The 25,091-nt window shown below is 63.0% G+C and carries 21 protein-coding genes and 1 pseudogene; 10 read left to right on the top strand and 12 right to left on the bottom strand.

All coding sequences use genetic code 11. The features are described 5' to 3' along the window. Window positions 1-54: 54 nt before the first annotated feature. Window positions 55-882 carry an ion transporter gene (locus HU825_RS16935; protein WP_234302530.1) on the bottom strand — a complete coding sequence of 276 codons (828 nt, stop codon included), beginning with the start codon at window positions 880-882 and terminating at the stop codon, window positions 55-57. A 189-nt stretch (window positions 883-1,071) separates the two neighbouring features. On the opposite strand from HU825_RS16935, the gene bla reads away from it, so the two are divergent. Continuing rightward, window positions 1,072-1,968 (top strand): class A beta-lactamase, encoded by an 897-nt coding sequence (gene bla / locus HU825_RS16930; RefSeq protein WP_234302529.1) that lies wholly within the window; start codon window positions 1,072-1,074, stop codon window positions 1,966-1,968. A 7-nt stretch (window positions 1,969-1,975) separates the two neighbouring features. Here bla and HU825_RS16925 read toward each other — a convergent pair whose 3' ends face one another. Further along, the gene (locus HU825_RS16925; protein ID WP_234302528.1) at window positions 1,976-3,976 is read right to left on the bottom strand and encodes a peptidase U32 family protein; all 2,001 of its coding nucleotides are present in this window, start codon (window positions 3,974-3,976) and stop codon (window positions 1,976-1,978) included. Window positions 3,977-4,205: 229 nt separating this feature from the next. On the opposite strand from HU825_RS16925, the gene HU825_RS16920 reads away from it, so the two are divergent. Beyond that, on the top strand, window positions 4,206-4,835 hold the full coding sequence (locus HU825_RS16920) for a hypothetical protein (RefSeq protein ID WP_043297194.1): 630 nt from the start codon (window positions 4,206-4,208) through the stop codon (window positions 4,833-4,835). Window positions 4,836-4,877: 42 nt separating this feature from the next. Here the strand turns inward: HU825_RS16920 and HU825_RS16915 are convergent, their stop codons facing one another. Together HU825_RS16915 and HU825_RS16910 are read right to left on the bottom strand one after the other, a co-directional pair. Next, window positions 4,878-5,429 (bottom strand): hypothetical protein, encoded by a 552-nt coding sequence (locus HU825_RS16915; RefSeq protein WP_054093263.1) that lies wholly within the window; start codon window positions 5,427-5,429, stop codon window positions 4,878-4,880. 49 nt (window positions 5,430-5,478) lie between these two features. Further along, window positions 5,479-5,880, bottom strand: a complete 402-nt coding sequence (locus tag HU825_RS16910; protein ID WP_234302527.1) for a hypothetical protein — start codon at window positions 5,878-5,880, stop codon at window positions 5,479-5,481. 139 nt (window positions 5,881-6,019) lie between these two features. Between HU825_RS16910 and HU825_RS16905 the strand changes: the two genes are divergently transcribed. The 3 genes from HU825_RS16905 to HU825_RS16895 all read left to right on the top strand — a co-directional run bounded on the left by HU825_RS16905 (window position 6,020) and on the right by HU825_RS16895 (window position 8,337). Further along, window positions 6,020-6,856, top strand: coding sequence for a CAP domain-containing protein (locus HU825_RS16905; RefSeq protein ID WP_165594688.1), 837 nt, complete (start codon window positions 6,020-6,022; stop codon window positions 6,854-6,856). 409 nt (window positions 6,857-7,265) lie between these two features. Next, window positions 7,266-7,514, top strand: a complete 249-nt coding sequence (locus tag HU825_RS16900; protein ID WP_234302526.1) for an FmdB family zinc ribbon protein — start codon at window positions 7,266-7,268, stop codon at window positions 7,512-7,514. A 79-nt stretch (window positions 7,515-7,593) separates the two neighbouring features. Further along, window positions 7,594-8,337 (top strand): class I SAM-dependent DNA methyltransferase, encoded by a 744-nt coding sequence (locus tag HU825_RS16895; protein ID WP_234302525.1) that lies wholly within the window; start codon window positions 7,594-7,596, stop codon window positions 8,335-8,337. 50 nt (window positions 8,338-8,387) lie between these two features. Here the strand turns inward: HU825_RS16895 and HU825_RS16890 are convergent, their stop codons facing one another. The 3 genes from HU825_RS16890 to HU825_RS16880 form a co-directional block, all read right to left on the bottom strand. Continuing rightward, entirely contained in the window at window positions 8,388-9,083 is a 696-nt protein-coding gene (locus tag HU825_RS16890) for a GNAT family N-acetyltransferase (protein ID WP_234302524.1), read from the bottom strand. Window positions 9,084-9,177: 94 nt separating this feature from the next. Beyond that, window positions 9,178-9,504: a TfoX/Sxy family protein gene (locus HU825_RS16885; RefSeq protein ID WP_155550429.1), complete on the bottom strand. Its 327-nt coding sequence runs from the start codon at window positions 9,502-9,504 to the stop codon at window positions 9,178-9,180. A 101-nt stretch (window positions 9,505-9,605) separates the two neighbouring features. Continuing rightward, window positions 9,606-10,331, bottom strand: a complete 726-nt coding sequence (locus HU825_RS16880) for an FMN-dependent NADH-azoreductase (protein WP_234302523.1) — start codon at window positions 10,329-10,331, stop codon at window positions 9,606-9,608. Between the two features lie 117 nt (window positions 10,332-10,448). Here HU825_RS16880 and gcvA point away from each other — a divergent pair, with 117 nt between their 5' ends. Beyond that, window positions 10,449-11,354 (top strand): transcriptional regulator GcvA, encoded by a 906-nt coding sequence (gene gcvA / locus HU825_RS16875; protein WP_234302522.1) that lies wholly within the window; start codon window positions 10,449-10,451, stop codon window positions 11,352-11,354. A 45-nt stretch (window positions 11,355-11,399) separates the two neighbouring features. Here the strand turns inward: gcvA and HU825_RS16870 are convergent. The 4 genes and pseudogenes from HU825_RS16870 to HU825_RS16855 form a co-directional block, all read right to left on the bottom strand. Then, window positions 11,400-11,931 (bottom strand): annotated as a pseudogene (locus HU825_RS16870) (REP-associated tyrosine transposase). Window positions 11,932-12,091: 160 nt separating this feature from the next. After that, on the bottom strand, window positions 12,092-13,867 hold the full coding sequence (locus HU825_RS16865; RefSeq protein ID WP_234302521.1) for a hypothetical protein: 1,776 nt from the start codon (window positions 13,865-13,867) through the stop codon (window positions 12,092-12,094). Between the two features lie 90 nt (window positions 13,868-13,957). Further along, window positions 13,958-15,205, bottom strand: a complete 1,248-nt coding sequence (locus HU825_RS16860) for a ribonucleotide-diphosphate reductase subunit beta (RefSeq protein WP_084904129.1) — start codon at window positions 15,203-15,205, stop codon at window positions 13,958-13,960. Between the two features lie 298 nt (window positions 15,206-15,503). Then, window positions 15,504-18,365 carry a ribonucleoside-diphosphate reductase subunit alpha gene (locus HU825_RS16855; protein ID WP_234302520.1) on the bottom strand — a complete coding sequence of 954 codons (2,862 nt, stop codon included), beginning with the start codon at window positions 18,363-18,365 and terminating at the stop codon, window positions 15,504-15,506. Between the two features lie 681 nt (window positions 18,366-19,046). Between HU825_RS16855 and HU825_RS16850 the strand changes: the two genes are divergently transcribed. Together HU825_RS16850 and HU825_RS16845 are read left to right on the top strand one after the other, a co-directional pair. Beyond that, window positions 19,047-19,766: a winged helix-turn-helix domain-containing protein gene (locus tag HU825_RS16850; protein ID WP_054093253.1), complete on the top strand. Its 720-nt coding sequence runs from the start codon at window positions 19,047-19,049 to the stop codon at window positions 19,764-19,766. A gap of 28 nt (window positions 19,767-19,794) precedes the next feature. After that, the gene (locus tag HU825_RS16845; RefSeq protein WP_234302519.1) at window positions 19,795-21,411 is read left to right on the top strand and encodes an ATP-binding protein; all 1,617 of its coding nucleotides are present in this window, start codon (window positions 19,795-19,797) and stop codon (window positions 21,409-21,411) included. Between the two features lie 9 nt (window positions 21,412-21,420). Here HU825_RS16845 and HU825_RS16840 read toward each other — a convergent pair whose 3' ends face one another. After that, the gene (locus tag HU825_RS16840; RefSeq protein WP_189328016.1) at window positions 21,421-22,134 is read right to left on the bottom strand and encodes a 4'-phosphopantetheinyl transferase family protein; all 714 of its coding nucleotides are present in this window, start codon (window positions 22,132-22,134) and stop codon (window positions 21,421-21,423) included. A gap of 87 nt (window positions 22,135-22,221) precedes the next feature. On the opposite strand from HU825_RS16840, the gene pap reads away from it, so the two are divergent. Together pap and HU825_RS16830 are read left to right on the top strand one after the other, a co-directional pair. After that, complete coding sequence (gene pap / locus HU825_RS16835; RefSeq protein WP_054093250.1) at window positions 22,222-23,715, top strand: polyphosphate:AMP phosphotransferase; 1,494 nt, start codon at window positions 22,222-22,224, stop codon at window positions 23,713-23,715. A gap of 109 nt (window positions 23,716-23,824) precedes the next feature. Continuing rightward, window positions 23,825-25,009 (top strand): thiolase family protein, encoded by a 1,185-nt coding sequence (locus HU825_RS16830; protein WP_234302518.1) that lies wholly within the window; start codon window positions 23,825-23,827, stop codon window positions 25,007-25,009. The last annotated feature ends 82 nt before the right edge of the window (window positions 25,010-25,091 follow it).

Here is a 25,091-nt window from a genome sequence, read left to right as displayed (position 1 = left end):
GCGCGGCGGGCCGCCCGCAGGCGATCACCACACAATCGTGACGACAGTTTGCCGTCACGCCCTGCGCGTCGGCTCCGGCGTGGTGGCCATCGGCGTATCGGCGCCAGCTTCGCCCGTACGCTCGGCGAGCCGTCCACGTTGCAGTTCGGCGCGCAGACTCTTCACCTCCTGATTGAGGCTGTCCACCTGTGCCAGCAGCCGATGCATCAGCTCGCGGTCGTCGGCGTCGCGCTTTTCTTCTTCCTCGTTCTGGTCGGCGACGAACAGCGAGCCGATGTAGGCGGCGAAACTGCCGAACAGGCCTACGCCGGAAACCATCAGCAATACCGCGACGATGCGTCCGGCAGTGGTTACCGGATAGAAATCGCCATAACCGACCGTCGTTACCGTGACGAAGGCCCACCACAGCGCCTCCTCCGGGGTGTTGATCGAGCTCTGCGGATTCGGTGCCTCCACCAGCAGCATGGTGATCGCGCCGAAGGCCACCAGCAGGAGGGTCGCCGTTGCCGCCGAGACGACGATGCCCTCGGCGCGGTTGCGAAACAGCACGCGCCAGATCAGCTGCAGCGACTTCAGCGCGCGCAGGATGCGCAGAATCTGGAACGCACGCACCAGCTTGGCCGCCTGCAAGCCGCTGGCCGGCACGCTGGCGAGCAGATCGATCCAGCCCCAGCGCATGAAGCGCCACTTGTTCTCGGCCTGCTGAAAGCGCATGCAGAAGTCGAGGAAGAAAAAGAAGCAGACGATGGTGTCCAGATAGCCCAGCAGTGTCGAGATATCGGGCGGCAGCTTGAAGAACAGGTCGGCTACCAGCGCACCCAGCACGTAGAACGACAGCACGAGGATGAAGATCTGGAAGGGCGTTACGGCGCGTTGCTTCATGGGCAGTCCGGGCAGCGAGGGGATTCGCCGGGTAGTGCGGAAGAAGGGCACGAGTTTAAAGCATGCGACGGCACAGGCGTTCGCCAATCCGCTCATCGCACTGAGCCTGATCCGGCAGAACATTGGCGTTGGATAGCCTACGCTCAGCGTCCGCGCTTGAGCGGTGTGTTGGTCGAATGGAGGAACAAGGTGAAGGTACTGACACGGCGACAGTTTTCCTTGCTGGGGGGTGCGCTGCTGCTCGGCGGCGCGCTGGATCGTGGCGACCGGGCGTGGGCCATCGAGCGTCGCGGCGAAGACCTGACGCACCGATTCGCCGCGCTGGAAAAGCAGCTGCAGGCGCGCCTGGGCGTGGCGATCATCGACAGCCAGTCCGGCCGGCAATGGCTGCACCGTGCCGATGAACGCTTCCCGTTGTGCAGCACCTTCAAGCTGCTGGCGGGCGCGGCGGTGCTGCGGCGAGTCGATGCCGGCGCGGATTCGCTGCAGACGCGCATCCGCTACACCGCGGACGATCTGGTGACCTACTCGCCAGTCACCGAGCAGCATGTCGACGATGGCATGACGCTCGCCGCGCTCTGCGAGGCCGCCATCACCCTGAGCGACAATACGGCGGGCAACCTGCTGCTGCGTCACCTCGGCGGGCCGGGCGCGATCGGCGATTTCGCTCGTACGCTCGGCGACCGCTTCACCCGTCTGGATCGTTGGGAAACCGAGCTGAACGAGGCACGCCCTGGCGATCCGCGCGACACCACCACGCCGGCGGCGATGGCCGCGAATCTGCAACGGCTGGTGCTGGGTGACAGCCTGTCGGCGGCCTCGCGCGACCAGCTCATCGCCTGGATGCTCGCCAGCCAGACCGGTGCGGCCAAGCTGCGCGCCGGCCTGCCGCCAACCTGGCGCCTCGGCGACAAGACCGGCTCGGGCGAGCGCGGCACGACCAACGAGATCGCGGTGATCTGGCCGCCGCAGCGCCAGCCGGTGATTGCCTGCGTCTACCTCACGCAGACGCGGGCCAGCGCCGAGGAGCGCAACGCCGCGCTGGCGGCGATCGGTCGGGCGCTGGCCGAGACGCTCGTGGCCTGAGTGCGCGTCAGGCCTGCGGCTTGGCCTTGATGGTCTTGAGCAGGTCTTCGGGGCTGATCTGCCCGACGATGCTCGCCGCGCTGCCCGGCAACGGCAGGTCGAGGATGTGGCCCTTCATCTTGCCGATCACGTGCATCTCGCAGGGCTTGCAGTCGAACTTCAGCGTCAGCACCTCGTCGCCGTGCACCAGTTGCATCGGCGCGACCTTGGTGCGCACCCCGGTGACGCCCTTGGCCTGCTTCGGGCAAAGGTTGAAGGAGAAGCGCAGGCAGTGCTTGGTGATCATCACCGGCACCTCGCCGGTCTCCTCGTGGGCCTCGTAGGCCGCGTCGATCAGCTGCACGCCGTAGCGGTGATAGAAGGCGCGGGCCTTCTCGTTGTAGACGTTGTAGAGAAACGATAGGTGCGACTCGGGATAGACCGGCGGCGGCACGCTGACCGGCTTGCGCCCGCCGCGCGGGCGGATGGTTTCGCGCGCTGCGGTCAGTGCCTCGATGGCTTCGCGGCGCAGCGCCTTGAGTTGCGAGTTGGGGATGAAGAACGCCTGCGGCGCATCCACCCCGACTGCTTCCACGTGGTAGATGGTGGTGCCGAGCTGGCTCAGCAGATCGGCGATCTGGCCGGGGACCTGCTCGGGCTTCTTCGCTTCGCCGAAGGGGCCGGGCAGGGTGGCCGTGGCATAGGCGCCTTCCTCGCTGGTGACGTGCAGCTCCAGCGCATCGGCGCGCAATTTTGCCAGCCAGCGTACGCCGACGCGGCGCTCGGCGGAGGTCTTGAGCAGCGCATTTTGCCAGTTGTGGTCCAGGTTGCGGTTGAGCGGATGGTTCGGGCGCACCTGGCGCAGCGCGGCGGGCATTTCGTTGGGTTCGACGCGGTACTCGTAGCGCGACTGACCGTCCTCCTCGAACTGCTTCAGCGGCTCGACCACGCTGGCGCGGAAGCCCACCACCTCGCGTTTGATCAGCACATTAAGGCCGTCGCCGTTGGACAGCGGCTCGCGGGTCTGCACGGTCAGGTCATGCTTGCCGACCTTGAGCACTTCACCCACGGCGAGGCCGGTGAAGGTCGGCGAGTCGAAGGCGCCGATGTCGATCTTGCGATCGGTGACGAAGTAGTCGGTGCTGCCGCGGTGGAACGTCTTGTCCGGGTCCGGGACGAAAAAGTGATCGGTGCGGCCACTGGAGGCGCGGGCCAGGTCCGGGCGCTCGGCAAGAATGCCATCCAGGCGCTGGCGGTAGTAAGCGGTGATGTTCTTCACGTAGCTCACATCCTTGTAGCGCCCCTCGATCTTGAACGAACGCACGCCAGCATCCACCAGCGCGCTCAGGTTGGCGCTCTGGTTGTTGTCCTTCATCGACAGCAGGTGCTTCTCGAAGGCCACCACGCGGCCCTGATCGTCCTTCAGCGTGTAGGGCAGGCGACAGGCCTGGGAGCAGTCGCCGCGGTTGGCGCTGCGCCCGGTCTGCGCGTGGCTGATATTGCACTGCCCGGAAAACGCCACGCACAGCGCGCCGTGGATGAAGAACTCCAGGGTCGAATCCACTTCGTCGTAGATCGCGCGGATTTCCTGCAGGTTCAGCTCACGGGCGAGAACTAGCTGCGAGAAGCCAGCCTTGTCGAGGAACTTGGCCCGTTCCAGGGTGCGAATATCGGTCTGGGTGCTGGCATGGATCTCGATGGGCGGGATATCCAGCTCCATGATGCCCATGTCTTGCACGATCAGCGCGTCGACGCCGATCTCGTACAGCTGCTGGATCAGCGCGCGCGCGGCTTCCAGCTCGTCGTCGTGCAGGATGGTGTTCAGCGTGACGAACACCCGCGCATGAAACAGATGGGCGAATTTCACCAGTTCGGCAATGTCCGCCACGCTGTTCTCGGCGTTGTGCCGCGCACCGAAGCTCGGGCCGCCGATATAGACGGCATCGGCGCCATGCAGGATGGCCTCGCGGGCGATGGTGACGTCGCGCGCGGGGGCGAGCAGTTCGAGGTGGTGTTTGGGCAATGACATGGACGCGGGCAATCAATCGGGAACGGCCGGCCATTCTAGCCGCTCGGGCAGCCCCTTGGGGTGCTATTGCGACCTGCGGAATAGGCAAATCCGAGGCATCTCGGGCATTGCCAGCCCTCATGGCTTCGCAAAAATGCGTAATGGCTAATTGGCATGCCGGACTGCTCTGGCTAGAGTTCGCCGCTCGCGCCGCCGTGTGCGAAAACCTGCCAATACAAGGATGACCACAATGAAACTGAAACTCATGGGTTGCGTACTGATGCTGGCGCTGACGGGATGCGCCAGCTTTCCCGGTAACGAGGTTGCCGAAACCTCGATTCCATCTATGGCTCGTTATGAGCAGCGCCCCAGTGTGTATGTCGATTTCAACTTCTATCGCGGCGATGCTGGCGATGGGCAAGCGGTGGAAATGCCTCAGGCTCGCGATATGTTGAAGCCGCAACTGGAATCGGTGCTGCGCGATTCGGGCCTGTTCAGCCGCTACACGCTGGACCCGTTTCAGAAACAGCCGGGTGACTACACGCTCAAGCTCGCCGTATACAACGGTGGCTCGGAGGGGGCGGCGATGGTCAGTGGGATGATCTCGGGCCTGACGCTGATGATCATTCCTGCGACTGCCAAGGATGAATACAGCATGACGTTGCAGGTGCTCGATAGCGACGACAAGCCGGTATCCATGGCCCAGAATCACGATTCGATCCGAACCTGGATGGGTCTGGTGTTCATTCCGATGATGGCCTACACGCCGGCCGACGCAGTAAGCGACAGCTTCCGCCGGCAACTCAATGCACTGCTCAAGCAGATGGTGGAGCGCGATGCGCTGAAATACGCGCAAGGCCAGTTGCTGCTGCGCGGCTGAGTGGCAAGGTGGCCGGGCATCAGGCCCGGCCACACGCTTGGTTTAGGGCTGTTTCATCGCGCTGATGAACGCCGGATCCTGATAAAGCTCCGCAAGCAGCTTGCGCACCAGCGGGTTGTAGGCGTTGGCGGCCGACGGAATCGCGATGGCTCCGATGAAGCTGCTGTCCCAGCTGTCCGTCACTGTCTTGCTGGCGCTGTACAGGGGTCGCCCGTTTGCGCGCAGTTCGAAATCTGCGGTGATGCTGCCGAAGCCGGTGCCAGCCGGCGAGGACATTTCATTGTTGCGCAACCGCACATCGAGCCGGCGATGGGCCTCCGGTTCCAGCAGACCAGCCAGGCGCAGCTCTGCTTCCAACGCCTTCTGCACATGCTGGCTGAGCGATCCCTCCGGGCTGCGGATCGGGTTGAGCCGCACCATGATCGAATCCGCTCCAGGATCGGCCGTAACGCTCGGGCGGGTAATTCCGGTCATGGGTGCCTGCGTCTTGAGCAGATTGACGTTGGCGAAGCTTGGCTCGTAGCGCGGCATGGTCATGCCGCAGCCGTGCAGCGCGGCAGTCATGGCAAGCAGGCACAGCGATCGTTTGAACATTGGAATCCTTCCGTCTGTTTAAAGAGGCCGGATGCTAGCACGGTGATGGCTATGCGCCACCCAGCAGGTCATGGGCATCGAGCAGGCGCCAGGCAATTTCCGGGCGCTGTTGCAGGGCGCGGCGAATGGCGGCGGCGATGGCCGGGCGGGTCTTGCGGCACAGGCCGGGTTGGTCGGCGAAGTCGATGGCGATGCCGCGCATGCTGCGCACCTCGTTGTGCCCGGGGGCGATATCCATGCGGATACCCAGCTGCTCGAACATGCGTTGCTGCAGATGCTCAAGGTCGTCCAGGCTCTGCACCTTCTCCAGACGTTCGAGCAGGCGACGCTCCTCATGCAGGGTCAACCGCAGAATGCGCGTATCGGCGCCCGGTGTTTGCAGCAACGCGTCGCGCTGGCAGGTACAAGTGCCGGGCGGGCAGGACCGGCGGAGTGGTGGCAGGCTGTTCATGGCTTTCGATCATAGCCAAGCCGGCATCACCCGCACAGCCGGCGCGCTGCGGGATGACAAGCGCGGCGACGTCGCGCACCATGACGTTCGCTTGCGCCGTGGGCGTACCGTTTCGTCAGTGTTTTGCCGGAGAGCTGCCATGCGTGTTCTTTCATCCGTCCTGCTGTTCGCCACGCTGCTGTTCACCGGCTGGGCGGCTGCCGAAGAAGCGCAGCTGGTCGAGGCGATCAATGCCTATCGCAGCGAGGTGCAGCGCTGCGGCAGCAAGGCCAGCGAGGAACTGCCGCCACTCACGGCTGACACACGCCTGAATCTGCCGGCCATCGGTGCGGGCGATCTGCAGCAGGAACTGGCGCGTGCGGCCTATCCGATGATGACGGTGCAAGCCATCAGCCTGTCCGGGCCGCGAGATGCGCCGGCGGCGATGCAGGCGCTGCACGAGAGCTTTTGCCAGGTGCTGCTCGATCCGCAGTTCGTCGATATCGGCGTCAGCCGCGAGGGCCGCGACTGGCGCATCGTGCTGGCGCGGCCGCTGCTCGACGGGCGTCTGGGCGACTGGCAGGCCGAAGGCCAGAAACTGCTGGAACTGATCAATACCGCGCGTGCGCAGCCGCGTCAGTGCGGCTCGCAATCCTTTGCCGCGGCGGCCCCACTTGGCTGGAACGCGACGCTCGGCGGCACGGCCGAAGCCCACAGTCGAGCAATGGCCAACCGTAATTTCTTCAGTCATCTGAGCGAGGACGGTCGCACGCCCGGCGACCGCGCCGAACTGGCCGGCTATACCGGCGGCGTGGTGGGCGAAAACATCGCTGCCGCACTGCCGACTCCGCGCCGGGTGCTCGACGGCTGGCTGGCCAGCCCCGGTCACTGCGCGAATCTGATGAACCCGCAGTACAGCGAATTCGGCGCGGCCTATGCGGTCGATCCACAGAGCGACGCGGCGATCTACTGGACGGCGCTGTTCGGCGCGCCGTAAGCGGCGCGTAATCCAGCACGGGTGTGGCGCGCGCTCGGAACTCCGGCGGTGCCGGAAAAGCCTCGGCGGAATGGCGCTGGTACAACCCTCGCGCCGCTCACTGGACAATTCGCCCCGAGCGGCTTAAAAGGGCGCGCGGCGGCGTTTGGCGTCAGCCGTCTTTATTCAGAGTCAGGTGAACCGTGAGAAAGAAAAAACCCGTGGACCCCGTGCGGCAAGCCGAAAAGAACCGTGCACACCGGATTGGCTGGCTGATCGCCCTGGCCGGCATCGTGGTGGGCTTCGTGCTGGTAGCGATCAAGCAGGCTTGATCGCGCGTAGCCAGCGATTCTGCGTCGTCCTTTGGCTGTACGTTCAACAGGCGGACGGTTGGCGGCCCCGGCCTAGCTCAACCCAGGGAGGAATAACCATGCCGACTTATGACTATCGCTGCGAAGCCAATGGCCAGGTTTACGAGGTCCGCCATGCGATGGCGCTGCGCCCCAAGACCTGGGGTGAATTGCGAGAGGCCTGTGCGCTGGCCGAAGACGTGACGATTGCGGACGATGCGCCGGTGACCAAGCTGATGAGTGCCGCCGGGGTGGTGAATAGCCGGGTGTTGAAGAACCCCGAAGCACCGGCCTGCGCACGCGGAGGCTGCGCCGGCAACTGCCGTTGAGGTCGGCGCAGATCGCCGGGCGGTTTCGCCGGCCGCGGGATATGATGCGCGCCCCCTACGCTCCCGCTAACAGGTCACCATGCCCGGCGATGCCCTCTATACCGACTTGTCGGGTTACTACGATCTCATGTGCGCGGATATCGACTACGGCGCGCAAAGCCACTGTGTTCAGCGTCTGCAGCAGCTGTTCGGCAATGCCGGCAACAGGCATCTGGATCTCGCTTGCGGAACCGGGCCACACGTGCGCCATTTCATCGATGCCGGCTACCAGAGCAGCGGTCTGGACATCAACCAGCCGATGCTGGACCGGGCGGCTATTCGTTGTCCCGAAGCCCGCTTCTCGTTGCAGGACATGTGTGGCTTTTCGTTGGACCAGCCAACCGACCTGATCACCTGCTTCCTCTATTCCATCCATTACAGTGGCACGCTCGAACGGCTCAAGCGCTGTATTGCCAGCGTGCATGACGCCCTCGCGGTCGGTGGATTGTTCTGCTTCAACGCCGTGGACAAGCGTCAGATCGACAACGCTTCGTTCGTCTCCCACAGCACGCGGCATGCGGAAGGCCTGTTCAGCTTCAGCTCCGGCTGGCATTACCCCGGCGACGGCGAGCGGCAGGCGTTGAAGCTGCGCATCGAGAGAACCGTCGAAGGAAAAAGTCAGGTCTGGCATGACGAGCACGCGATGGTGGCGCTGAGCTTCGCCGAGTTGATCGAACTGCTGCAGCCGTATTTCGAGGTGCATGTGCTCGAGCATGACTACGAGAAGCTCTTGCTCTGGAACGAGGCTTCAGGCAACGCGATTTTTGCCTGCGTGAAGATCTGAACCCAGCGTGCGCCGCCGTCCATGCGCTGTTGCGGAAGCGGCGATGACGATCAGTGCAGACGCCGGGCTGCGGTGAACGTTTCGATCAGGTGGTCGGCCTGCTTGGTCAGCTGATCCAGCAGCCGATCCCGCTGCTTTTCCGCATTGCTCATGGCTTTTTCGCCGTGCTGTTTCATCAGGTAGCTGTGAATCTGCCGTACCTCCTTCGATTGGAAGATCGGTGCCAGATCCTGCACGGCCACCACGCCGGGGGATGCCTGGCTGCGGGTGTTCAGCACCACCTGCGGGCCACGCGCCGCCAAAGGCATGAAGCCCAGCGCCTCGAAGTACGGCGCCTTGCCCGCCACGCACGCTACTTCGGCGTGCGGATAGCGCGCCACCATCGCCGCGACCATGGCCCGGCCGATGCCCTGACGACGATGGCCGGCATCAACCGCCAGATAGGCCAGCGCACATGCCTCGGGGTCGTCCACGTACGGCAGGTACAGCGCGAAACCGAGCAGGATTGCCGGGTCGTCGGCATCCAGCGCCATGATCAGCTCGGGCTTGCCCGCCTGGGCGCCGTCCATGCTGTCCAGGTAGCGATGCACCTCGAAGCCCACCACGTACTGGTACAGCTGATACAGCGGGTTGCTCGGCGTGAGCGAGACGGGGCTGATGTCGCCGAGGTAGTCCACCACCAGCTGCAGCACCTGGCTTTTCAGCGCTTCCGGCGGCGGGGTGTCGAGGTGGGTGAGGGTGAACATGGCGGGGCTCCGGGCGACGCAGAAAGTGCGGCATTGTACCGGGCGGGGGCTGCGGGCGAGGACCGGGAGATGAAGAGCCAACCCGGTTGAAAGCTCATGTCGCTGCGTCTGGCTTCTTCTTCCTCGGTTTGCGTGGCGCTGGCACCGGCATGAGCCGCGCCGTTTCAATCACGAGACGGCGCAGCTCGTCGGCATCGTCCAGCAGTTCGTCGGCCACCGGATAGTCCTTGGCGCCGGGATAGGGCGGGGCTTGCGGCAGATCCGGGGCGAGCGTTGCAGCCGCCGGCGAAGGCTTGATGAACAGGCTGTTGTCGCAGACGAAGGCGACGACCTTTTCATCCAGATAAAGCGCGTACTCGCCGAACATCTTCCGGTACGTCAGCCTGCTGCCCAGGTCGATCTGTTCGGCCACGTACAGCATGAAATCTCTATCGGTCGCCATGCGCGCTCCGCTGTCTCGCCCGGGTATCAGGCCATGGAGGGTAGCGTGGAAAACCGGGCGTTTTCCACGCCAGGCCTGCATTACACCGGATCGGGCTCGGCCTGCCTCTGCTGCGCGCGGGGAGCGGGTGCTGTCACAGTTGCCTGCAGCCGCGTCACCAGCGCATCGACCCGACGCAGCGCTTCGGCCACCGAACTGGCCAGCAGCTCGCCACCGATTTCCTGGCCTTCGATGGCGATCTGATGGAGGCGGGTGATCCCAATAAAACCGAGCGCCGTCGCCAGGTTCGGCTCCAGATGGTTCATGTGCGCCAGCGCCTCGCCCGGGTTGAAACCGATGCCGCCACGGGCGGTAAGGATGACCGCGTGCCGCTCCCGATCCGCCAGCATGGGCACGTAGGGATCGAGCGGATTGCTCTCGTCCATGCCGACCGTGCGGTTCAGGCGCACCACCTGATCGATCCAGGCCTTGAGCGCCGCCGGCATGCCGAAGTTGTAGAGCGGCGTGCCGATGACCAGCACATCGGCGGCCAGCAGTTCGTCCACCAGCCTGTCGCTTTCGGCCAGCACGTCATTCATCCACGGCTCCCGGCGCTCCTCTGGCGTGAAGGCCGAGGCGATCCAGTCATGGCTGACGAAGGAAGGCGGGGTCTGGCCGATGTCCCGGTAGGTCACGTCATCCTGCGGGCGACGGGCCAGCCATTGGCTGACGAAGCGCTGGCTGAGGTTGCGGCTATGGGAGCCGTGCTCGTCCTTGCCGGCGAGGCCGGGGCGGGCGCTGGCATCGAGGTGCAGAAGGTGCGTCATGGCGAATCTCCTCTGTAAAAGAATTCATCTGTCATTCGTGGCAGAGTCAGCCTAGGGTTAGGCTCTACAGGCGACAAACGACGATTTCTTTCGGATACAGATGAGGAAAACTCAGCCATGGCGCACCGTTGGTTACCCTCGCTTTCCGCCTTGCGCGCCTTCGAAGCGGCTGCCCGCCACGAGAGCGCCAAGCAGGCCGCCGAGGAGCTGTCCGTCACCGCCACGGCGATCAGCCACCAGATTCGTTCGCTGGAGGAATCCCTCGGCGTGGCGCTGTTTCTGCGTAAACCGCGCAAGCTGGAGCTGACCGCCCAAGGCCGCGAGCTGCAACAGACGCTGGAAACCGCGTTCGACAGTATCAGTGCCACGGTCGAACGCCTCAGCGCGAAGCCCTGCCGCCAGGCGGTCACCCTCAGCACCACACCGGCCATCGCGGTGCGCTGGCTGGTGCCCTGGGTCTGCCTGCTACGCGATTCCCATCCGGATATCGATCTGCGTTTCCACACCTCCCATGAGCCAGTGGCGCTGGATGGCGTCACGGCGGATATCGCCATCCGCTACGGCGACGGCCGCTGGCCGGGGCTGGTGGCGGAGAAGCTGTTCGACAACACCTTCGTCCCGGTCTGCAGCCCGCACCTTGGTTTGCATTCTGCGGCGGACCTGCCCAAGCACTCGTTGATCCACTTCCGCGCGCAAGCCGCCGTTTCGTCTCCGCGCGATTGGGCGGCGTGGCAGAAGCTCGCCAACGTGCCGGGTCTGGACGTCAGCGCCGGGCTGGTCTTCTCCGACGAGACCCACGCCATCTCCGCCGCCATCGGCGCGCAGGGTGTGGCGCTGATGAGCCGGCAGTTGATCGAGGACGAACTGAGGGAAGGGCGGCTGGTGCAACCGTTCGGGCCGGAAATGGAGGGCAAGCCGTTTCATCTCGTGTACCCGGAGAGCCGCCGGGATGACCCGACCGTTCGGGCGGTGAGGGAGTGGGTGATAGCTGTGCCGGGTGGGTTGTATGAGCTGACTGGCTGATTCGCCGAAGCGTAGGGTGGAAAACGGCGAAGCCTTTTCCACGCGTCAGTCCGCATCACCTGCGAATCCCTCCGCCTCATCACCGCACCAATCAACCGGGTAGACCCCAGCTCCGACCGCCCGATGAAAACTCGAATAGGGCCAGTCGACGACACGCTCCACCAAGCCGTGCTTCAACGGGTTTCGATGCACGTAGTCCACGTGATGCCGGTAATCCCGTTCATCCTGAATCAAATGCTCCCAATAGCGCCGTTGCCAGATCCCGCGCTCGCCGCGGGAGCGCTGAGTTGCCGTCGTTATCTCGGTCTTTGGCAGGCGACGGGCGAAAGCGAACTTGATGACCTTCCAGCGCAGGGCGAAGTCAGCGTCGCCAGCCGGTAGCGTCCAGACGCAAATGCATGTGGTCGGGCAGAACGACCCACGCGTCGGTGTGAAAGGGATGGCGTAAGCGTGTGGCTCGCACCGTCTCGCGGAGCAGGTCAACATGGCGGACCAGCAAGTCGCTGCGCCGGTTGAGCAGATTGACGGTGAAGAAATACGTGGCGCCCGGCACTTGGGCGCGGCGGTAGCGGGACATGGCGGCTCATCCTTGAGCGTTGTGTTGGCGGGAGGTCCGTATCGGTGGATAAGCAAAGCGTTATCCACCCTACGCCATCACACCCGCCCACACCGCCGACGCATCGATGTTGCGTAGGGTGGAAAACGGCGAAGCCTTTTCCACGCGCCAGACTACCTCGTTAGGCGAACGTGTTTAGTTGGAAAATCCGCTTTATTAGATCTTCATCGAAAGGTCTTGAATTTTGCGAAATGGTTTTAAATATTTCATTGTAGAAAACACCAATATATGCAAATCCTTGAGAAATATCATTTATTTTTTTGGGTTTTGTGGTGAGTTGAATGAATAAAGTAAAGATGCAGTCCAGATATTCATGCGTGTTTTCGATGAGTATGCTTGTGTAACTGGGCGTCTTACCGCTGTGAACTATCAAATTTCTAGCTCTGTATATTCGACGAATTTGCCATTCAATCCTAATGGTATGGCTTTCCAGAGCTTTTTTTATGTTCCCGGTCGACGAGAATACGCTTTCTAAATAGGTGAATCGATCTGCAAGCAAGTAAAATTGCCTAAACTCTGATTTTAATGCTTTTCTCCTTTCCTCCAATTCTGGAAGAGCAAGGAGTTTCGCAGTTTTTTCGACAAGCCCGATGCCCTCAATTCCTTTAACTGCTGCGATGAAGGCACGCCGGTTCCAGTTGAGTAAGTCACTAGTTAGGCGGGAAAGAATCTTTGGGAAATAATATACGTTTATAAATGGGATTACCATTTTAGAAATATGTTCTATATTTGATATTTCTAGAGATTCATCCTTTGCAGGAACAAATGACTCAAGTGCTATCCACAGGTTTATCATCTGATTTTCTTTCGAATCCGTCCGTAGTGCTAATGCGTGTAGCTCTGCTGAACGGTTAAATTTTTGGAATGAAAATCTTTCGAGAGAAAACTCTGCTATGAGCTTATTCATTTTTGGTGCCGCTTTTTCTGCGGTGAGATCTATGCATTTGTGCATTGCGTTGATCTCTTTTTTTGAGCGGTGCACTAGTTTTTTAGTTTGGTTGATTATTAGGCAGTCATGAGAAAATGTAGGACTTTCTTTGTGATGAAAGAGATTGAAAAGAGTCGCTATTGTTTCGATTTTTTGATCTGATCTGGCTTTCGCAGAGTTCGGATCGCGTGCCTTTATGTCTTTTGTAATAAAAAAGCATTCATCATCTCGTAGAGGAAACTTGTAGTTGGATAGATTGTATTCCAGGTGGGCTAGGTCTTCCGATATCTCTACGTTGAAAGAAGAGCAGGCGTTGGAAATGGTTTTGAAAGCTTTGGAGGCTCGGTATATTACAAGAAATTCATTTGGCTCCTCTTGGAAGAGTCCGATAAAGTCAGTTATCGCTTCGTTCCCGGTAATGATCTCGTTTTTGTCGTGGTAGAAGAATTTGGATGCAATAGAGTTTATGTGCTCAGACGTATAGCCGATATTCAATAAGGTGGTAATGTAGCTTCGGGAGAGCTCTCGTATGTCTTTCAGGCATGCAGACACGCAAATTGAATTAATAAGCAGCTCTTCGTTCTTTTTTTTATAGGCTCTAAGGTCTATTTGTCGGCACAAAAGCTCGATTGTTGTTTTTTTGCTGCTGGCTGAATTTTTCGGATCTAAAAGTATCGACTTTATTGTGGCTACATCGAAGTCTATTAGTTTTTTTGCGACTTGGTCTTTGCTGAGATTCTCAAGTAGTTCACGAAGAATATGGTCAAGATTTGGCTTGGTTATGACCCCTTTCTCGATTTCTATAATGGTTTCCCTTGCTTCTCCGCAGAGAAGACTGGTGTTCATCGCGGAAGGTTTATAGGTCGATAAAGAGTAATCGAAAAGTAGCTCTTCGAGTATTTGTGCGAAGAAGATTAAAGGTTGGCAGTTTTCGGGTTGTTCCCATTTTGTTAATTTTCTGAAACGCATGTGAGCCCCCATTAAAAACCCCGCCATGGCGGGGTTAGTCAAAATTGAGCTGGCGTAGCTAATAGCGCCAATAGATAAGGATTTCCGGCATCAATCCCAGCTCAACGCCCCACCCGTCTGATACTCAATAACCCGCGTCTCAAAGAAGTTTTTCTCCTTCTTCAGATCCATGATCTCGCTCATCCACGGGAACGGGTTGGTGGTGCCCGGATACTCTTCCTTCAGCCCGATCTGCGTCAGACGGCGGTTGGCGATGAACTTGAGGTAGTCCTCCATCATTGCGGCGTTCATGCCGAGCACGCCACGGGGCATGGTGTCGCGGGCGTACTCGATTTCCAGTTGGGTGCCCTGGAGGATCATCTGGGTCGCTTCGTCCTTCATCTCGGCGTCCCACAGGTGCGGGTTCTCGATCTTGATCTGGTTGATCATGTCGATGCCAAAGTTCAGGTGCATGGACTCGTCACGCAGGATGTACTGGAACTGCTCGGCGGTGCCGGTCATCTTGTTGCGGCGGCCCATGGAGAGGATCTGGGTGAAGCCGCAGTAGAAGAAGATGCCTTCCAGTACGCAGTAGTAGGCGATGAGGTTCTTCAGGAACTGCTTGTCGGTCTCCGGGGTGCCGGTCTGGAAGGTCGGGTCGGAGATGGAGCGGGTGTACTTGAGGCCCCAGCTGGCCTTTTTCGCGACGCTCGGGATCTCGTGGTACATGTTGAAGATCTCGCCTTCATCCATGCCCAGCGATTCGATGCAGTACTGGTAGGCGTGGGTGTGGATAGCCTCTTCGAAGGCCTGGCGCAGGATGTACTGGCGGCATTCGGGGTTGGTGATCAGGCGGTAAGTGGCCAGCACGAGGTTGTTGGCGACCAGGCTGTCGGCGGTGGAGAAGAAGCCGAGGTTGCGCTTGACGATGCGGCGCTCGTCTTCGCTGAGGCCGTCCTTGCTCTTCCACAGGGCAATGTCGGCGTTCATGTTCACTTCCTGCGGCATCCAGTGGTTGGCGCAACCATCCAGATACTTCTGCCAGGCCCAGTCGTACTTGAAGGGGACGAGCTGGTTGAGGTCGGCACGGGCGTTGATCATGCGCTTCTCGTCGACGCGCACGCGGGCGGCTTCGCCTTCCAGTTCGTTGAGGCCTTCGCGGATGTCCAGCTCGTCCAGCGCGCGCTTGGCGCGGGCGATGGCGTCGGAGTCGTCAGCGGCAACGGCGCGGGCTTCTTCCACGGAACCGGCGGCTTCGTTGTCCAGCTTGGCGGCGGTCTGGCTCGCAGGCTGCGCGGCAGCAGTGGCCGGCGCGGCGGTGGTGGTTTCTTCTTCGTCGAATTCGTCCCAGCTCAGCATTTGCGATTGCTCCTGATCGGGGACCGGGGCTTGGCCGGTCGGATGTATTTGGGTGGCTTTTGGTTTGCACGCAAAAGCGCGGAATCTGGTTTGGTGTTGCGGGCCATCGAGTGGGGCAACGGTGGATGTGGAAAGCGACATCCACCCTACGAATCAGGCCACTCGGTGCGAGCGTGGAGCTGAGCGAGTGGCTGCAAGGCGCCCGGCGAGGAGGAGCCCCTGAGCGTACTGATGTACGCGATGGGGGCCGACTCGCCGGGCAACGCCGCAGACGCCGCTCAGCTACGCGCGACTTTTATTACTGGCAGGCTTCGCAGTCGGGGTTATCGATAGAACACGCCTGCGGCACCGGAGCCGGCTTCGGTTCGGCACTCAGGCTTTCGTCGATCACCGAACTCACGGCATTCAGCTTGCCGGTGTTGATGGTGGACTTCTCGGTGCTGGTCGCGGCCAGGGCACGGAGGTAGTAGGTGGTCTTCAGGCCACGGTACCAGGCCATGCGGTAGGTCACGTCGAGCTTCTTGCCCGAGGCGCCGGCGATGTACAGGTTGAGCGACTGGGCCTGGTCGATCCACTTCTGGCGGCGGCTGGCCGCCTCGACGATCCACTTGGTTTCCACTTCGAAGGCGGTGGCGTACAGGTCCTTCAGGTCCTGTGGGATGCGTTCGATCTGCTGCACCGAGCCGTCGTAGTACTTGAGGTCGTTGACCATGACCGGGTCCCACAGGCCGCGGGCCTTGAGGTCGTGTACCAGGTACGGGTTGATCACGGTGAACTCGCCGGACAGGTTCGATTTGACGTACAGGTTCTGGTACGTCGGCTCGATGGACTGCGACACGCCAACGATGTTGGAGATGGTCGCGGTCGGGGCGATGGCCATGATGTTGGAGTTGCGGATGCCTTTCTTCACGCGCTCGCGCACCGGCGCCCAGTCCAGCGATTCGGACAGGTCGACGTCGATGTACTTCTGGCCACGGGCCTCGATGAGGATCTGCTGCGAATCCAGCGGCAGGATGCCCTGGGACCACAGCGAGCCTTGGAAGCTGGAGTAGGCGCCGCGCTCGTCGGCTAGGTCACAGGAGGCCTGGATGGCGTAGTAGCTGATGGCTTCCATGGACTTGTCGGCGAAGTCGATGGCGGCATCGGAGCCGTAGGCGATGTGCTGCAGGTACAGCGCGTCCTGGAAGCCCATGATGCCCAGGCCCACCGGGCGGTGCTTGAAGTTGGCGTTCTGCGCCTGCGGCACGCTGTAGTAGTTGATGTCGATGACGTTATCGAGCATGCGCACAGCGGTGCGCACGGTGCGCTCCAGCTTGGCCGCGTCCAGCTTGCCGTCGACGATGTGGTTGACCAGGTTGATCGAGCCCAGGTTGCAGACGGCGATCTCGTCCTTGTTGGTGTTCAGGGTGATCTCGGTGCACAGGTTGGAGCTGTGCACCACGCCGACGTGCTGCTGCGGGCTACGTAGGTTGCACGGGTCCTTGAAGGTCAGCCACGGGTGGCCGGTCTCGAACAGCATCGAGAGCATCTTGCGCCACAGGTCCTTGGCCGGCAGGGTCTTGAACAGCTTGATCTTGCCGTACTTGGTCAGCTCCTCGTAGTACTCGTAACGCTCCTCGAAGGCGCGGCCGGTGAGGTCGTGCAGGTCGGGTACGTCGGACGGGGAGAACAGGGTCCAGGGGCCGTCATCGAACACGCGCTTCATGAACAGGTCCGGAATCCAGTTCGCGGTGTTCATGTCGTGGGTGCGGCGACGGTCGTCACCGGTGTTCTTGCGCAGCTCGAGGAATTCCTCGATGTCCAGGTGCCAGGTTTCCAGATAGGCGCAGACCGCGCCCTTGCGCTTGCCGCCCTGGTTGACCGCAACGGCGGTGTCATTGACCACTTTCAGGAAGGGCACGACGCCCTGGGATTTGCCGTTGGTGCCCTTGATGTAGGCGCCCAGTGCGCGCACCGGGGTCCAGTCGTTGCCCAGGCCGCCGGCGAATTTGGAGAGCAGGGCGTTATCGCGGATGGCGTCGTAGATGCCGCCCAGGTCGTCCGGCACGGTGGTCAGGTAGCACGAGGACAGCTGCGGACGCAGGGTGCCGGCGTTGAACAGGGTCGGCGTCGAGGCCATGTAGTCGAAGGACGACAGCAGGTTGTAGAACTCGATGGCGCGCGCTTCCTTCTGCTCTTCCTCGATGGCCAGGCCCATGGCGACGCGCATGAAGAAGATCTGCGGCAGCTCGAAGCGGACGTTGTCCTTGTGGATGAAGTAGCGGTCGTACAGGGTCTGCAGGCCGAGGTAGGTGAACTGCTGGTCACGCTCGTGGTTCAGTGCCGCGCCCAGCTTGGCCAGGTCGTAGCTCTTGAGCTTGGAATCGAGCAGTTCGAACTCGACGCCTTTCTCGATGTAGGCCGGCAGGGCCTTGGCGTAGAGGTCGGCCATCTCGTGATGGGTGGCGCTTTCGGCAACGCCGAGGAAGCCCAGGGCTTCGGCACGCAGGGTGTCCATCAGCAGGCGCGCGGTGACCTGGCTGTAGTTCGGCTCGCGCTCGACCAGGGTGCGGGCGGTCATCACCAGCGCGGTGTTGACGTCCTTCTCGGCCACGCCGTCGTAGAGGTTCTTCAGGGTCTCGCGCTCGATCAGCGCGCCATCGACTTCGGCCAGGCCTTCGCAGGCCTCGGAGATGATGGTCTGCAGGCGGCCCATGTCCAGCGGCTGCTGGCTGCCATCGGCGCGGGTGACGCGAATGCTCGGGTGCGGCTGGGCGATGTCGCTGCTGCCGCTGGCGCTCTTGCGCTTGACGGCCTGGGCTTCGCGGTAGATCACGTAGTCACGGGCGACCTTCTGCTCGCCGGCACGCATCAGGGCCAGTTCGACCTGGTCCTGGATTTCCTCGATGTGGATGGTGCCGCCCGAAGGCATGCGACGGCGGAAGGTGGCGGTGACCTGCTCGGTCAGACGCGCGACGGTGTCGTGGATGCGCGAGGAAGCGGCAGCGTTACCGCCTTCCACTGCGAGAAAGGCCTTGGTGATGGCGACGGTGATTTTGTCGTCGGTGTAGGGGACGACAGTACCGTTGCGCTTGATCACGCGCAGCTGGCCCGGGGCGGTAGCCGCCAGATCCGGTGCATCGGCTGACAGCGGGTTCTCGCGAGTGGATGGGTTCTGCATGGGGGCTCCGGATTCTCTCTTGGTCGCGGTAATGGTTCTGGATGGGCTTGTGCCCGCAAGGTTGGTTCAGGTCGAGCGTTGCTGTTCGGTTAGCGCCAATGACGTCGGTCAAGGGCGCAAGAATGTCGGGAAGAATAGCTTCGTGAAAAACACTGTCAACACAATATCTAGTGCCTGTGGATTCGGTCCGTACTATCGGTGCGAGCGGTTGGGGTTGGCAGGCTGTCGCGCAGGACCCGGCATTTGAGCGTCGCATGCGGCTCTGCTCGCGCGGCTGTTGGCGAGTTGCAGGCCGACGGAAGGTGACAAGTGGCATCGCTAAGCCATTTGTGTCTCTGGTTGAGCTAAACCCCAATATATGGGGTTCAGGCTGCGAGGGGGCGACACCTTAATGCCGCTGGCGTGCCTTTGCAACCGGCGTTCGCTGAACAAGCTGTGGATAAGATGTGGGTGCTTTGTGGGTTAAAAAGTGCTGCGTCAGGCAAACCCGCGCACCATCGGAGCCAGCCCCAAGGCCGGAAAAAAGAGGACTGTCCGCGCCACTCGTCGCGTCGACGCGAAAAGCGGCCATCACTATATGTTGTGTTTGTGACAGGCAGGTTCTGCAGGCTCCTTCCCGGGCGCGGTTGGGTACAATGCGCCGGCGTTCGGATCGGTCTGGCAGTGTCGGCGGAGGCATCAATGGAGCAGGAAACGTGGCGAATCCTCATCGTCGAGGATGATCGGCGGCTGGCGGAGTTGACTCAGGAATACCTGCAGGGCGATGGCGCATTCGAGGTGTCCATCGAGGCCGACGGCGCGCGCGCGGTCGAGCGCATCGTCAGCGAGCGTCCCGATCTGGTGGTGCTCGACCTGATGCTGCCCGGCGAGGATGGCATGTCCATCTGCCGGCGCGCGCGTGAACAGTATGACGGGCCGATCCTGATGCTCACCGCGCGTGCCGATGACCTGGATCAGGTGCTGGGCCTGGAAACCGGCGCCGACGACTATGTGTGCAAGCCGGTGCGCCCGCGCCTCTTGCTGGCGCGCATCCGTGCGTTGCTGCGGCGGCGCGACACGCCGGAAGCAGCGGGCAGCGCCAAGCGCCTGCAGTTCGGCCCGCTGGTGGTCGACAGCGCGTTGCGCGAGGCCTGGCTGCGTGAAAAGCAGATCGAGCTGACCGGGGCCGAGTTCGACCTGCTCTGGCTGCTGACCTCCAACGCCGGCCGCATCCTCTCGCGCGAGGAGATCTTCGCCCAGTTGCGCGGCATTGAATACGACGGCCAGGACCGCTCCATCGACGTGCGCATCTCGCGCATCCGGCCGAAGATCGGCGACGACCCGGAGCATCCGCGCCTGATCAAGACCGTGCGCGGCAAGGGCTACCTGTTCGTCTCCGAAGCCGCCGAGGCGCTGGCCTGACGTGCCGCGCCCGCAGAGCGCTGTCTGAATGAATTCGATCTTCCTGCGCATCTATGGCGGCGTGCTGGCGGTGCTGGTGCTGGTGGCGCTGCTGGGTGCCGGCGGCCTGCAGCTGCTCAACGAGGTGCGTGCCGATGCGCACCGCGAGCGTCTGGCCGGCGGCACTTTTCGTCTGATGGCGCACAACATGAGCAGCATGACCCCGGTGGAGCGGCGCCAGGCGGCCAACCTCTGGGGGCGCCTGCTCGGCATTCCGCTGCGGGTGCGCACGCTGGACGACGTCGATCTCGACGACCGTCTGGAGACGCGTCTGCTGCGCGGTCAGGTGCTGGTCGAACAGCTGCGCCCGCGCAGCACCACGGTGTTCAGCCTGGTCAGCGCCCGCGACGGGCTGGTGCTCACTGGCGAGGTCGAGCAGGTCAGCGAGCAGCTGGCGCGGGCGACCATCTACCTGCTGATCGACGAGCTGATCCGCTATCCCGAGAACGAGCAGCCGCGGCATCTGGCCGAACTCAAGGAAGCGCGCGGTTTCGGCTATCCGCTGCAGCTGCTGACACGCGACAGCGCCAACCTCGACGACGACCAGCGTCGGCGCCTCGACGAGGGCGACACGGTGATGGCGCTGGACCAGGGCGGCGGCGCCATCCGCGTGTTCGCCGCCGTCGCCGGTACCTCGTGGATCATGCAGCTCGGCCCGCTGTATCCGCTGGATGCCTATCCGCCGCATCTGCTGCTGCTGATCGGCCTGCTCGGTCTGTCGCTGATCGGGCTGACCGTCTACCTGCTGGTACGCCAGCTCGAGCAGCGCCTCAGCGTGCTGGAGGCGGCGGCCACGCGTATCGCCAGCGGCAACCTGAGCGCGCATGTGCCCGATGCCGGCAGCGATTCGGTGGGGCGTCTGGCGGCAGCGTTCAACCTCATGGCCAAGCAGCTGCAGCGCCTGCTGGCGGTGCAGCGCGAGATGGTCAGCGCAGTGGCGCATGAACTGCGCACGCCGGTGGCGCGCCTGCGCTTCGGCCTGGAGATGAGCGCCGACGCGCAGAGCGACGAGGCGCGGCGCAAGCATCTGGCGGGTATGGATGCCGATATCGACGATCTCGACCGGCTGGTGGACGAGATGCTGGTGTACACCCGCCTGGAACAGGGACTGCCGACGCTGAAGTTCGCGCCGGTGGACCTGGAGGCGCTGGTCGATCAGGTCATCGGCGAGCTGGCGCCGCTGCGTCCGGCGATCCGTATCGAGCGCGGTCACTGCGTGCCGGCGGCGGACGGCAGCAGCCGCGCTGACGCCGAGCTGCAATACCTGCGCCGTGCGCTGAGCAACCTGATCAGCAACGCGGCCCGCCATGCCGAAACGCAGGTGCGGGTGAGCTACGCCTTCGATGCCGGGCAGGTCTGGCTGCGCGTCGAGGACGACGGCCCCGGCGTGCCGGAGGCGGACTGGGAGCGCGTGTTCACTCCCTTCCTGCGCCTGGACGACAGCCGTACGCGGGCTTCCGGCGGGCATGGACTGGGGCTTTCCATCGTGCGGCGGATCATCTACTGGCACGGCGGTCGCGCGCTGATCGGTCGCAGCGAACTGGGTGGCGCCTGCTTCAGCCTGCGCTGGCCCAGTCGCCACACGCCGCGGGCCGGCAAGGCCTGAGCGCGTCGGTCACGCGGGAATGCTCACCAGCGTCAGCAGATAGTCGTCGAACGCATTGAACTGGCCTTCCAGCTCCGTGCCGCGGCGCCATTGCGTCGACAGTTCGGTGAGCAGGCGCAGGCGCACGAAGCCGCTGGCGTCGCAGGCCACCAGTTCGGCGTCTTGGAAATAGAAGCGCCGCTTGACCAGCGGATAGAGCGCCTTGAACAGGCTTTCCTTGAGCGAGAACGTCAGCGTCACCCGCTGCGCGCGCTGCACGGCGGGCAGCGCGGCGTAGCCTTGCAACTCGTCTGCGGTGAGGATCTCGCTCGCCAGCCGGTCGGCCCGCTCGGGCTCCAGTTGCTGCTCGATATCCAGCCCCAGGCCACGCCAGGCCTGCTGGTGCGCGACCACCACGCCGGCCCAGCCGGCACCGTGGGTGATCGAGCCGACCACACCGGCGGGCCAGCATGGCGAGCGATCGGCCGCAACCGTCGGCACCGCTGGCGCACCGGTCAACCGCAGCAGTGCCTGACGGGCGCACAGCCGGCCGGCGAGGAACTCCGCCTGGCGCTTGCTCACGCCTCGCGGTGTCGGGATGCCCCAACGCGGAAAATCTTCCGGATCGAGCAACGCCGGATCGAAGCGCGTGCTCAGCAGATGCACGCCGGCCAACGCGCGCGGCAGCGGCCAGCGGTCATCCAGGGCGGTGCAGCAGCGGGGCAGGGGTGGGTGCGCGTTCATGCCGCGCATTGTGCCTCAAGCACGCCGCTCGCGCGCGCCGCCACCGGCCTGCTAGGGTGAACGGCATTGCCAGACAGGGAGAAAGCGATGTTCGAATCCGCCGAGATTGGCCACGCGGTCGACAAGGCCACCTACGACGCCGAAGTGCCGGTGCTGCGCGAAGCGCTGCTGCAGGCGCAGTACCGACTGCGCGAACAGGCGCGCTTTCCGATGCTGATCCTAATCAACGGCATCGAAGGCGCCGGCAAGGGCGAGACGGTCAAGCTCCTCAATGAATGGATGGACCCGCGGCTGATCACCGTCGAGAGCTTCGAGGTGCCGAGCGACGAGGAGCTGTCGCGTCCGCCAGCCTGGCGTTACTGGCGGCGTATGCCGCCCAAGGGGCATACCGGCATCTTCTTCGGCGACTGGTACAGCAAAATGCTCGAGGACCGCGTGCACGGGCGCATCGACAAGGCCGAACTGGAGCTGGCCATCGCCCGCGCGCAGCGGCTGGAGCGCATGCTCTGCGACGAGGGCACGCTGATCTTCAAGTTCTGGTTCCACCTGTCCAAGGCGCAGATGAAGGCGCGCCTGGATTCGCTCAAGGACGACCCGCTGCATAGCTGGCGCATCAGCCCGCTGGACTGGCAGCAATCGAAGACCTACGACAAGTTCGTGCGCTATGGCGAGCAGGTGTTGCGCCGCAGCAGCCGCGACTTCGCGCCCTGGTACGTGATCGAGGGCGTCGACGAGCGTTACCGCAGCCTGGCGGTTGGCCGGCTGCTGCTCGAGGGACTGCAGGCCGCGCTGGCAGCGGCGGAACAACCGGTGAATGGAATTTCGCATCCACATTCGGCGCCGCTCGCGCTCGATCTGGACCGCCTGACGCTGCTCGGCAGCCTCGACCTCAGCCAGAAGCTCGACAAGGACAGCTATCAGCTGCAGCTCGCCGAGGAGCAGGCGCGCCTGTCGCGGCTGTTGCGTGATCGGCGCATCCGCAAGCGTGGCGTGCTGGCGTTGTTCGAGGGGCACGATGCGGCCGGCAAGGGAAGCGCCATCCGCCGGGTCACCGGGGCGCTCGATCCGCGTCTGTACCGCACCGTGCAGATCGCCGCACCGAGCGAGGACGAACGCGCCCAGCCCTGGCTGTGGCGCTTCTGGCGCAACGTGCCGGAGCGCGGCAAGTTCACTATCTTCGACCGCTCCTGGTACGGCCGCGTGCTGGTCGAACGCGTCGAGGGCTTCTGTACGCCGGACGAGTGGTTGCGTGCCTATAGCGAGATCAACGACTTCGAGGAGCAGCTGGTAGACGCCGGCGTGGTGCTGGTGAAGTTCTGGCTGTCGATCGATCAGGACACCCAGCTCCAGCGTTTCAAGGAGCGCGAGGAGACGCCCTTCAAGCGCTTCAAGATCACCGAGGAGGACTGGCGCAACCGCGAGAAGTGGGACGCCTATGCCGGTGCCGTGGCCGACATGGTCGACCGTACCAGTACCGAGATTGCCCCCTGGACGCTGGTCGAGGCCAACGACAAGCGCTTCGCCCGGGTCAAGGTGCTGCGCACGCTCAACGAGGCGCTGGAGGCGGCCATCGCCCGGTAACGGCAGCGCACGATGGTCATGCATAGGCGGGCTGAATGGTCATCGTCAGCGCCGCGCGGGCACCTCTATGCTCGGCGCAACGCCAACAACAAGATCACCGAGGTGAGCCATGCGTGAAGTGGTAATCGTCGACAGCGTGCGGACCGGCCTGGCCAAGTCCTTTCGCGGCAAGTTCAACATGACCCGTCCCGACGACATGGCGGCGCATTGCGTCGATGCGCTGCTGACGCGCAACGGCCTCGATCCGCGGGTGGTCGAGGACTGCATCGTCGGCGCCGGTTCCAACGAGGGCGCGCAGGGCTACAACATCGGGCGCAACGTCGCGGTGCTGTCGGGGCTGGGCATCGACTGCCCGGGCATGACGCTCAACCGTTATTGCTCGTCGGGCCTGCAGGCCATCGCCATCGCCGCCAACCAGATCGCCTCCGGCTGCAGCGACGTGATCGTCGCCGGCGGGGTGGAATCGATCACCCTCACGGCCAAGAGCCGCAACACCGACCACCTCTACAATCCGATCATCCAGGAGCGGGTGCCCGGCATTTACCACAGCATGGGCCAGACCGCCGAGCTGGTCGCCCGCCGCTACAACGTCACCCGCGAGCAGCAGGACCGCTACGCGCTGCAGAGCCAGCAGCGCACCGCGCGGGCGCAGGCCGAGGGTCTGTTCGTCGACGAGATCGTGCCGATGCAGGTGCGCTATTTCACCGAGGACAAGGCCACCGGCGAGCGGACCGAGCACGACGGCGTGGTCGATCGCGATGACTGCAACCGCCCGGATACCAGCTACGAAAGCCTGGCCGGGCTCAAGCCGGCATTCGCCGAGGACGGCTCGGTGACCGCCGGCAACGCCTCGCAGCTCTCCGATGGGGCTTCGATGACCCTGGTGATGAGCCTGCAGAAGGCCATCGAGCTGGGCCTGAAGCCGCGCGCGTTCTTTCGCGGCTTCACCGTCGCCGGGTGCGAGCCGGAGGAGATGGGCATCGGTCCGGTGTATTCGGTGCCGCGCCTGCTCAAGGCCAAGGGGCTGAAGATCGACGACATCGACCTTTGGGAGCTCAACGAAGCCTTCGCCTCGCAGTGCCTGTACTGCCGGGACAAGCTGGAAATCGATAACGAGAAGTTCAACGCCAACGGCGGTTCGATTTCCATCGGCCACCCGTTCGGCATGACCGGCTCGCGCACCGCCGGCCACCTGATCCGCGAGCTGCAGCGGCGTAACCTGCGCTACGGCGTGGTGACCATGTGCGTCGGTGGCGGCATGGGCGCTTCGGGGCTGTTCGAAGCGGTGCGCTGAGGGCGAGGGCGGGGCGTTCTGGCAAACCGGTGGATGGCTTCGGCCATCCACCCTACGCTCCGACCGGATTCCGTAGGGTGGA

It is taken from the genome of Pseudomonas phenolilytica (assembly GCF_021432765.1).
GTDB lineage: Bacteria > Pseudomonadota > Gammaproteobacteria > Pseudomonadales > Pseudomonadaceae > Stutzerimonas > Stutzerimonas phenolilytica.
Note: the sequence above shows the minus strand (reverse complement) of the source record. Positions and strands in the feature narration are given on the sequence as shown.